6 protein-coding genes and 3 rRNA genes are annotated in these 11323 nt (G+C 29.6%); all 9 read left to right on the forward strand.

Annotated elements, in window-relative coordinates; all coding sequences use genetic code 11:
* Window positions 1-118 (forward strand): 23S ribosomal RNA (locus tag K5V21_RS18620); the annotation flags it as partial.
* Between the two features lie 54 nt (window positions 119-172).
* Window positions 173-289: ribosomal RNA gene (gene rrf, locus K5V21_RS18625) — 5S ribosomal RNA — on the forward strand.
* A 259-nt stretch (window positions 290-548) separates the two neighbouring features.
* The gene (gene glgB, locus K5V21_RS18630) at window positions 549-2519 is read left to right on the forward strand and encodes a 1,4-alpha-glucan branching protein GlgB (RefSeq protein ID WP_221862578.1); all 1971 of its coding nucleotides are present in this window, start codon (window positions 549-551) and stop codon (window positions 2517-2519) included.
* A 19-nt stretch (window positions 2520-2538) separates the two neighbouring features.
* Complete coding sequence (glgA, locus tag K5V21_RS18635) at window positions 2539-3969, forward strand: glycogen synthase GlgA (RefSeq protein ID WP_221862581.1); 1431 nt, start codon at window positions 2539-2541, stop codon at window positions 3967-3969.
* 35 nt (window positions 3970-4004) lie between these two features.
* A complete protein-coding gene (locus K5V21_RS18640) occupies window positions 4005-6437 on the forward strand; it encodes a glycogen/starch/alpha-glucan phosphorylase (protein WP_221862582.1) in 2433 nt (810 codons plus the stop codon).
* Between the two features lie 13 nt (window positions 6438-6450).
* Complete coding sequence (locus K5V21_RS18645; protein ID WP_221862584.1) at window positions 6451-8274, forward strand: glycoside hydrolase family 13 protein; 1824 nt, start codon at window positions 6451-6453, stop codon at window positions 8272-8274.
* Between the two features lie 102 nt (window positions 8275-8376).
* Window positions 8377-9576 carry a glucose-1-phosphate adenylyltransferase gene (locus K5V21_RS18650; protein ID WP_221862586.1) on the forward strand — a complete coding sequence of 400 codons (1200 nt, stop codon included), beginning with the start codon at window positions 8377-8379 and terminating at the stop codon, window positions 9574-9576.
* A gap of 47 nt (window positions 9577-9623) precedes the next feature.
* A complete protein-coding gene (gene glgD / locus K5V21_RS18655; protein ID WP_221862588.1) occupies window positions 9624-10730 on the forward strand; it encodes a glucose-1-phosphate adenylyltransferase subunit GlgD in 1107 nt (368 codons plus the stop codon).
* A 499-nt stretch (window positions 10731-11229) separates the two neighbouring features.
* Window positions 11230-11323, forward strand: a 16S ribosomal RNA gene (locus K5V21_RS18660); the annotation flags it as partial.

Raw genomic sequence — 11323 nt, forward strand, 5'->3', positions numbered from 1 at the left:
GATTTCCCATAGCGTAAGCTAGTAAGACCCCTTGAAGAACACAAGGTTGATAGGTCAGAGGTGTAAGCATAGCAATATGTTCAGCTGACTGATACTAATAGGTCGAGGGCTTGACCAATAAAAAAGACGATCAACAAAAATTCATGTGCAATTTTCAGAGAACAATCTGAAATCTGGTGATGATGGCATAGAGGAAACACTCCTTCCCATTCCGAACAGGAAAGTTAAGCTCTATAGCGCCAATGGTACTGCACGGGAGACTGTGTGGGAGAGTAGGACGTTGCCAGGTGAGTAACGAAAAGAGATAGTTTAATTACTATCTCTTTTTTTGCGTATGAAAATATATAAATTAATTTGGGGTATATAAATATTTTAAAGGTCGAGAGTTAGATTTTGTCTAAATTTCGGCCTTTATCAATTTTCCTTATAAATTTTGAAAAAAATCACTTAAAATTGTAAAAATTTAGACTATGAAATAAATGGAGTATGAAGGGGTTAAATGTTATAATTGTAAAGTAATGTAAGGATATAAGTAAGGAGGGGGTAACATGGTACAAGCAACAAAGAAAAAAGCAACGGTTAAAAAAGGACAAATAACAGACTTTGATAACTATTTGTTCCATGAAGGAAAAAATTATAATAGTTATAGATTTATGGGAGCTCACAATGTTATCGAGAAGCGGAAGAGAGGGGTTCGATTTACTGTTTGGGCACCTAAGGCAAGTTGTGTTTATGTAGTTGGAGAGTTCTCAGATTTTAAGCCTGTTGAAGAATATAAGTTAGAAAAAATAACAGAAATGGGGATATGGAGTTTGTTTATTCCTGCACTTAAGGCTGGAGTTAAATATAAGTATTACATCATTAATCAATGGGGGACTAATGGTGTATATAAAGCAGATCCATATGCTTTATTATCTGAAATGAGACCTAATACAGCATCTATTGTTAAAGAAGATGTGAAATTTAAATGGACTGATAGAAAATGGATAAATAAAAGAAATAGAACAAATGTATATGAAAGTCCTATAAATATATATGAAGTACATCTGGGTTCATGGAAGATGAAGAATGGAGAATTTTTAACATATAGTGAATTAGCTGAAAAATTAACTAAATATGTTGTAGATATGGGCTATACACACGTAGAACTAATGCCTCTTGTTGAACATCCATTAGATGCCTCTTGGGGTTATCAAGGAACAGGGTACTATTCTCCTACTAGTAGATACGGTAACGCAGAAGAATTAAAGGAATTAATAAATTCACTTCACAAAAATGATATTGGAGTAATCCTAGATTGGGTACCAGGACATTTCTGTAAGGATGAGCACGGACTGTATATGTTTGATGGAAGTCCAACATATGAGTATGAAGAAGGATGGAAAGCGGATAATAAAGGTTGGGGTACCTTTAATTTTGATTTAGGAAAGCCAGAAGTTAAAAGTTTTCTTATATCTAATGCACTATATTGGATTAGGGAATTCCATATAGACGGGTTAAGAGTTGATGCAGTTTCAAATATAATTTATTTAAATTATGGAAGGAATGAAGGAGAGTGGAGACCTAACATATATGGAGGAGATGGTAGCCTAGAGGGGATACAATTCTTAAAGGATCTAAATACAGCAGTTTTCTCTGAGTTTAATAATTTATTGATGGTAGCTGAGGAATCAACATCATGGCCAAATGTATGTAAGCCTATTGAAGATGGAGGTCTTGGATTTAATTTTAAATGGAATATGGGGTGGATGAATGATACTTTAGAGTATATAGAACTTGATCCTATATATAGAAAGTATCATCATAATAAATTAAATTTCTCTATGATGTACAATTATTCAGAGAATTTTATACTACCTGTTTCACATGATGAAGTTGTTCACGGAAAGAAGTCATTAGTTGATAAGATGTGGGGAGATTACTGGAATAAATTTTCTGGGCTTAGATTATATTTAGCATATATGATAGGTCATCCTGGAAAAAAACTTCTATTTATGGGTTCAGAATTTGGTCAATTTATAGAGTGGAGAGAATATGAAGAACTTGAATGGAAGCTTATAAATGAATTTGATATGCATAAAAAATCCAATGAATACTGTAAAGACTTGAATAAATTCTACAAGGAAAATAGTGCGCTATGGGAATTAGACTATGATCCTGAAGGATTTACTTGGATAGATGCAGATAATAATGATCAAAGTATACTTATTTTCATGAGGAAAGGTAAGCAAGAGAAGGATACATTAATATTCATATGTAACTTTACTCCTGAAGTTTACTATGATTTTAAGATAGGTGTACCTTATTTAGCAGATTATAAAGAGAGATTTAATACAGATAAAAAGAAATATGGTGGATCTGGACAGGCTATGAGGGCAACGTTAGTTGCAGAAGATGAAGGATATCACAATATGCCATATTCTATAAAGGTAAAGATTCCGCCTATGGCTGTATCTATTATTGGAATTGAGAAATTTAATAAATTAGCTATTGAGAATAAAACAATTATAGAAAAATAAATAAGGAGTGAACTAAATAATGAAGGTTTTAATTGCTGCATCGGAAGCCCATCCATTTATAAAGACAGGTGGACTTGGAGATGTTATGGGAGCATTACCTCAAGCACTAAAGAATCTAGGTATTGATGTTAGAGTAGTAATTCCTAACTATAGGGATATAAAGAAAGAAATAAAAGAAGAGTTAAAGTTTATAAAGGAATTTATAGTAAGGGTAAGCTGGAGAAATCAATATTGTGGAATATTAGAATATGAATATAAAGGGGTAAAATATTATCTTTTAGATAACGAGTATTACTTTAAAAGATCAGGATTATATGGATATTATGATGATGGAGAAAAGTTTGCATTCTTTGATAGAGCTGTCCTTGAATTCTTAAAAGAAATGGATTGGAAGCCTGATATAATACATTGCAATGATTGGCAGACAGGAATGATTCCAGTACTTCATAAAGTAGAGTATAAGAATAATGAGTTCTTTAAAAATATTAAAACTATAACCTCTATACACAATTTGTTTTTCCAAGGTACATTTTCACCGGAAATACTCCCAGAGCTTTTTGGATATGACTATCAGTTATTTGAAAATGGTAGTTTAGAGTTATATGGAGGGGTAAGCTTTTTAAAGGGAGCTATAAATTATTCAGATAAAATTACAACAGTTAGTAGAACTTATGCAGAAGAGATAAAAACTTCTGAATTTGGTGAAACATTAGATGGATTATTAAGATATCGAGGAAAAGCACTTAAAGGTATAGTGAATGGAATTGATTATGATGAATATAATCCAGATACTGACGAGTATATATTCAAGAACTATTCTAGTAATACATTAGGTTACAAGAAAGATAATAAAGAAGCCATTCAAAAGGAACTTGGACTTAAAGTCGATAGAAATATACCTATGATTGGAATGGTATCTAGGTTAACACATCAAAAGGGATGTGATCTAATAATAAATATGATAGAAGGTATATTAGATCAAGACATTCAAATTGTTATATTAGGAACAGGAGATTATATGTATGAACATAGATTTAAGGATCTTCAAAACAAATATCCAGATAAAATGTCTGCAAATATAATGTTTGATAATGGATTAGCACATAGGATATATGCAGGATCAGACATGTTTTTAATGCCATCATTATTTGAGCCTTGTGGACTTGGACAATTAATAGCTTTAAGATATGGATCTGTTCCTATAGTTAGAGAAACTGGTGGCCTTAAGGATACAGTTACTTTTTATGATGAGACTACTGGCGTTGGGACAGGCTTTGGATTTAAAAATTATGATTACAATGAGCTTAAAGGAACAATTGAATATGCATTAAGGGTATATAAAAATGATAAAAATTGGCAAAAATTAATACTACAGTCTATGAATTCTGATAATAGTTGGAATAAATCCGCTATAGAATATAAGGAAATGTATGAAGAACTAATAGGCTGATACTCAAATTTTGAGATATCAGGAGGAATTAATTAATGCCAATAACCACAGAAATATTTAAAAAAGATTTTGAAGAAAAATTTTCAAAGATGTATGCTAAGGAACTTAATGAAGGTAGTGATTTAGAAAGATATCAAGCATTAGGAACTTTAGTTAGAGATTATGCTACAAAGGATTGGATTGAAACTAACAATAAATATAAATCTTTAGAAAATAAAGAAGTATATTATTTTTCTATGGAATTCTTACTTGGAAGATTACTAGGAGACTCTTTACTAAATTTAGGTATAAGAGATATTTGTAAAGAAGGTTTACGAGAATTAGATATAGATTTAGAGATTCTTGAAGAAATAGAGCAAGATCAAGGGCTTGGAAATGGTGGACTTGGAAGACTTGCAGCATGCTTCCTAGATTCTATGGCATCTTTAGGTATTCCTGGACATGGATGTGGAATACGTTATAAGTATGGATTCTTTGATCAAAAGATTATAGAAGGTAGTCAAGTTGAAGTAGCAGATAAGTGGCTACAATCTAAAAATGTTTGGGAAATAAGAAAAGAAGATAAGTGTGAGATTGTTAAATTTGGAGGAATAGTTACAGCAAGAAATATAGATGGTAGATTGAAATTCTATCATGATGGATATGAAGTAGTTAAGGCTGTACCATATGATACTCCAGTAATAGGATACGAAAATAATGTAGTTAATACTTTAAGACTTTGGAGTGCAGAATCTATTGAGGATAACTTCGATTTTTCATCTTTTAATAGAGGAGAGTATGACAGAGAAATAAATAATAAAAGTTATGTGGAGTCAATATCTTATATACTTTATCCAGAAGATTCATTTTATGAAGGTAAATTACTTAGATTAAAACAGCAATATTTTTTTGTATCAGCTGGACTTCAAAGTATCATAAGAAATTATAAAAAAAATGGAGGAAGTATTAAAAAACTGCATGAAAAAATATCTATTCACATAAATGATACTCATCCAACACTTGCTATACCAGAACTTATGAGAATATTAATTGATGAGGAAGAATTAGAATGGGATGAAGCTTGGAATATAACTAAAAATACTGTTTCATACACTAATCATACGATACTTGCAGAAGCGTTAGAGAAGTGGCCAGTGAATATGGTTCAAGAATTACTTCCAAGAATTTATATGATAATAGAAGAAATAAACAAGAGGTATTGTAGTATGCTTTGGGATAAGTATCCTGGAGAATGGCATAAAATTTCTAGTATGGCCATTATATCTGATAACTATGTGAAGATGGCAAATCTAGCTATAGTAGGAAGCCATAGCGTAAATGGAGTTGCGAAACTTCATACAGAGATTTTGAAAAATAAGGAAATGGCAGATTTTTATGAATTCTATCCTAATAAATTTAATAATAAAACAAATGGTATAACTCATAGAAGATGGCTTATAAGAAGTAATCCAGACTTAACAGCATTATTAAAAGATACAATAGGTGATGAGTTCATCAAAAATCCAATGAAATTAGTAAATTTTAAAGAACATTTGAAAAATAAAAATGTAATAGAGTCACTTTATAAAATAAAATATAAAAATAAAGAAAAACTAGCAAAAGAAATTTATAAAGAAAAAGGAATAGTGGTAGATCCAAATTCTATTTTTGATGTACATGTAAAAAGAATACATGCATACAAAAGACAAACATTAAATTGTTTAAGAATAATGGATTTATATAATAGGTTATTAGAAAATCCAAATTTAGATATGGTTCCAAGAACATTTATATTTGGTGGTAAAGCTGCACCTGGATATCATCTAGCAAAAAATACAATTCAATTAATAAATGCTATTGCAGATAAAGTTAATAATGATCCAATTGTTAAAGATAAAATAAAGGTAATTATGATGGATAATTACAGAGTATCATTAGCAGAGAAAATAATAAGAGCAGCTGATGTAAGTGAGCAGATATCAACTACTACCAAAGAAGCTTCAGGTACATCTAATATGAAATTCATGATGAATGGCGCTATAACAGTAGCTACTTTAGATGGAGCTAATATAGAAATAAGAGATGAGGTCACGGATGATAATATAATAATTTTTGGTTTAACTTCAGATGAAGTTCTAAATTATTATAAAACATGTGATTACTCTTCTTTCGATATATATAACAATGATAGTCGCATAAAAAAAGTATTAGATAATCTAATAGATGGAAAATACTCAGAAGACAGGAATAAATTTAGAGATATTTATGATAGCTTATTAATTTATAATGATGAATTCTTCGTACTGAGAGATTTTAATGATTATATAAAGGCTCAAGAAAGAGTAGATAAGTTATATAGAGATAAAGAAAAATGGCAAAGAATATGTGGTATTAATATAGCCCACTCAGGTATATTTTCATCAGATAGAACAATAAGAGAATATTCTAAAGAAATTTGGAATACAAAAGCTTTGTATAAAAGCGAATAATTAGGGGGCTTTTATGATAGAGAGTAGTATTTTTCATAATTCTCATGATTTAAGTTATAGAAAACCATTTGGAGCAGTTGATATTGGGAAATATGTATCTATATCAATAGATGTAGATATAGATGCAGAGGTATATCTAAATTTAATTAAATTTGATTTATCTAAATATAGAAAGTTGATGATAAAAGAAGATGATAAATCTAATAGATTTAATATAGAGATAAATACGGATAATCTATGTGGGGTAAATAATTATTATTTTGAAATTATTTATAATAATGAAATTATATATTATGGAAATAATGAAGATGAATTAGGGGGAATTGGTAAGCAATATGTGGGCAATCCTAAAACTTATCAATTAACTGTATATAAGGAGAGGAAAGTTCCAAGCTGGTATAAAGAAGGTATTATATATCAAATATTTGTAGATAGATTTTGCAATGGTAATGATGATGGGAAAATAAATAATCCTAAAAGAAATAGTTTTATATATGGAAATTGGGATGATGATCCTATGTATATTAAAGATGAACATGGAAATGTAGTAAGATGGGATTTTTATGGAGGAAATTTAAGGGGTATTATAAAAAAGTTATCCTATATTAAATCCTTGGGAGCGTCAATTATATATATGAATCCAATATTTGAAGCTATAAGTTGTCATAAATATGATACAGGAGATTATGAAAAAATAGATGAAATGTTTGGAACTGAAGAAGATTTTAAGGCATTATGCTATGAAGCAAAAAAGCTAGATATGAAAATTATATTAGATGGAGTATTTAGCCATACTGGATCAGATAGTAAGTATTTTAATAAGTATGGTAATTATGATACCTTAGGTGCTTATCAGTCAAAGGAATCTAGATATTATAATTGGTACAGGTTTAATGAATATCCAGATAAGTATGAATGTTGGTGGGGATTTAATAATCAACCCAATATAGATGAATTAAATGAGGATTATATAAATTATATAGTTAAGGATAATAAATCTATAATATCTAAATGGATGAATTTAGGGACATATGGCTGGAGACTAGATGTAGCAGATGAATTGCCAGATGAATTTATAAAAATTATAAAAGATAAGATGTTAAATGTTAATAATGATAGTGTTTTAATTGGAGAAGTATGGGAAGATGCATCAAATAAAGTTAGTTATTCTAAAAGAAGAGAATATTTCTTTGGAGATGAACTTGACTCAGTTACTAACTATCCACTTAGAGATGTAATAATAAAATGCTTAACAGGTAGTATTAGTACAAAATATTTTGCTAAGAGGATAATGAGCTTATACGAAAATTATCCGATAGAAAACTTTTATAGCAATATTAATTTACTAGGAAATCACGATACCGAAAGAATATTTACAATGCTAGAAGAAGATAAAGAACTTCTTAAATTAGCTATAACAATACAAATGACTATACCAGGTGTACCTTTAATATATTATGGCGATGAGGTAGGTCTTACAGGAGGAAAAGATCCTTATAACAGAAAGACATATCCTTGGGAAAGTCCCAATACAGAAATATTAGATATATATAAACGCTTAATAGGTATAAGAAATAATGAAGAGGTCTTAAAAAAAGGGGATTTTAAATTTATAGATAATACAGAAGGATTGATTATATATAAACGTATGTATATGAGAGAGATGATTACCATAATAATAAATCCTTATAATAAAAAAATAGATTATAAATTAATTGGTATAGAAAAATTAGCTTATGATCTTATAGACAATAATAAATGTGAACATAACAATAATAAGTATATAAATATAGAGTTAAATAAAAGAGAGTTTAAGATAATAAAAAGTATAATTTAATTATTGCGGCACTAGGAAGAAGATAACCTAGTGCCAATAAATAAAGCATGATAAAGTTTATCTTTAAGGTATAGAAGTGAAAAGGGAAGGGGAATACATTATATGGGTAATAAAGAAATCGTAGCAATGATTTTAGCAGGTGGACAAGGTTCTAGATTAGGGGTGTTAACTAAGAATCTAGCAAAGCCTGCAGTACCGTTTGGGGGAAAATATAGAATAATTGATTTTCCATTAAGTAATTGTGCAAATTCAGGAATTTATACAGTAGGAGTATTAACACAATATAAGCCATTAGAGCTTAACTCACATATAGGAATTGGAGATGCTTGGGATTTAGATAGAAGAGATGGGGGAGTTGCAATACTACCACCATATCAAGAAGAAAAGGGTGGAGATTGGTATAAAGGAACAGCTAACGCTATATATCAAAATATTGAATATGTAGATAGATATGATCCTGAATATGTACTTATATTGTCAGGAGACCATATTTACAAAATGGATTATGATGAAATGTTAGACTTCCATAAAGAAAAGAATGCTGATGTAACAATAGCAGTTATAGACGTTACGATGGAAGAGGCTACTAGGTTTGGAATAATGAACACGAGGGAAGATCAAACAATATATGAATTTGAGGAAAAGCCAGAACATCCAAAGAGCACTAACGCATCAATGGGAGTATATATCTTTAATTGGAAAACACTTAAAAAGTATTTAAGTGAAGATGAGTTAGATGAAACATCAAGTAATGACTTTGGAAAAAATATAATACCTAAAATGCTTAATGAGAATAGAAGAATGGTAGCTTATCCATTTAAGGGGTACTGGAAAGATGTAGGAACAATAGATAGCTTATGGGAAGCTAATATGGACCTATTAAGGAAGGATGACGAATTAAGTTTAAATGATAGGGATTGGAAAATATATTCAAAGAATCCAGTTAGGCCAGCACAATATATTGGAGAAGATGCTAAAGTTAAGAATTCTTTAATTACAGAAGGATGCTTAATAAATGGTAATATAGAGAATTCTATAGTATCACAAGGGGTATATGTAGGGAAAAATACTGTTATTAAAGATTCAGTTATAATGCCAAATGCACGTATAGAAGATAATGTAGTTATAGAAAAAGCTATAGTTGGTGCTGATGCTGTTATAGGAAGAGAATGTAGAGTTGGTAATGGAGATAACATTGCAGTAGTTGCTGCAAATGAAAATTTAGAAACTGAGGTAGTATCTAAGGATATGGGATTAGACATAAGACCAAGAGAAATATTTGTAGAAGAAAAGTGCTGCTAATAATATAGATGTTTAAAAAGATAGCTGTTGATGAGAGGGTGGGTTTTTTGAATAATTGTTTAGGAATTATAAATTTAGATGAAAATGAAAGAAGAATGGGTGAACTAGTCAGACATAGAACATTAGCATCAGTGCCTATTTCAGGAAGATATAGAGTAATAGATTTTGCTATATCAAATATGGCCAATTCAGGAATTGAAGGTATAGGCATATTTACAAAGAATAAATCAAGGTCCTTAATAAATCATTTAACAAATGGTAGGCCATGGGACCTTCATAGAAAAAAAGATGGACTTAGAGTATTTAATTTTGGAAACTATGAACCAGAATATGATGATGTACACAACTTTGCTGATAATATAGAATTTATAAAAAATAGTAGAAGAGAGTATATATTGTTAGCACCATCATATATGGTATGTAATATAGATTATAATGACCTTATAAAAAATCATATAAAAAATAACAATGATATAACAGTTGTATATAAGTCTGTAGATAATGCTGATAAAAATTTTATTGATTGTGAAGCATTAAATATAAATGAAGTAGATAGAGTAATAAGTATTGGCGAAAATATAGGAAGAGAAAAAGAGGCTAATATTAATATGGAAATGTATATAATGAAAACTGACCTTTTCATTAATATAGTTTATGATTGTATAAAAAGTGGAGTATATAGAAAGATACGAGAATATATAAGTAGAAATTTAAATGATCTTAAAGTTGGTGCTTTTGAGTTCAAAGGATATTTAGCTTGTATAAACTCTATTAAATCTTATTTTGATGCAAATATGGACCTTTTAAATCAAGATATAAATAAAGAATTATTTTATGATAAGAATCCTATATACACAAAATCACAAGATGAGGCTCCAACACAATATACTGAAATAAGTAATGTAGTTAATTCAATTGTTGCTAATGGATCTTATATTGAAGGAACAGTTAAGAATTGTATTATAGGAAGAAGAGTTCGAGTAGGAAAAGGAACAGTTCTTGAAAATTGCATTATAATGCAAAATAGTGTAATAGAAGAGAATGTTGAAATGACTAAGGTTATTGCAGATAAGGGAACTATAGTAAATGAAAATCAGAATATAAATGGAACAGAAAATTATCCAGTTACGATTCAAAAGAGAAAAGCTATTTAGTATATAAGAAGAGGTGATGAATTATCACCTCTTTTTAATATATACAAAAGTATATTTATTAAACTTTACCTAGCGTATCAATAGTAGTATTATAAAGATAAATGAAGAAATATAGAGTATTATAATAATAAATTATATAAATAGGAATATATAATGGTTGTATAGTAAAGATATATGGTATCATTAGTTTCGTTGCTCAAGCGAAAGCAAAGTAAACATGGCAAATAAGACATTAGGAAATGTCGAAAAATGTTGACAAGTAATCGTTTAAGTGATATACTAATTAAGTCGCTAAGGGGAGTAGGAAACACCTTGAAACTCAGAAAAAACTTCTGAAAAAAGATGTTGACATAAAACTTCTTAAGTGATAAGATAATCAAGTCGCTTCAAGGCGATGAGATAAAATGGTCTTTGAAAATTGAACAGAATATATAAAACATTTAAACAACCAGCAATTCTTTTTATTAAAGTAAGTTTTATGAGTGAAAAGATTAAACTTTTTATTGAGAGTTTGATCCTGGCTCAGGACGAACGCTGGCGGCGTGCCTAACACATGCAAGTCGAGCGATGAAGTTTCCTTCGGGAAACGGATT

The sequence above is a fragment of the Clostridium sardiniense genome (assembly GCF_019753795.1).
Lineage (GTDB): Bacteria > Bacillota > Clostridia > Clostridiales > Clostridiaceae > Clostridium > Clostridium sardiniense.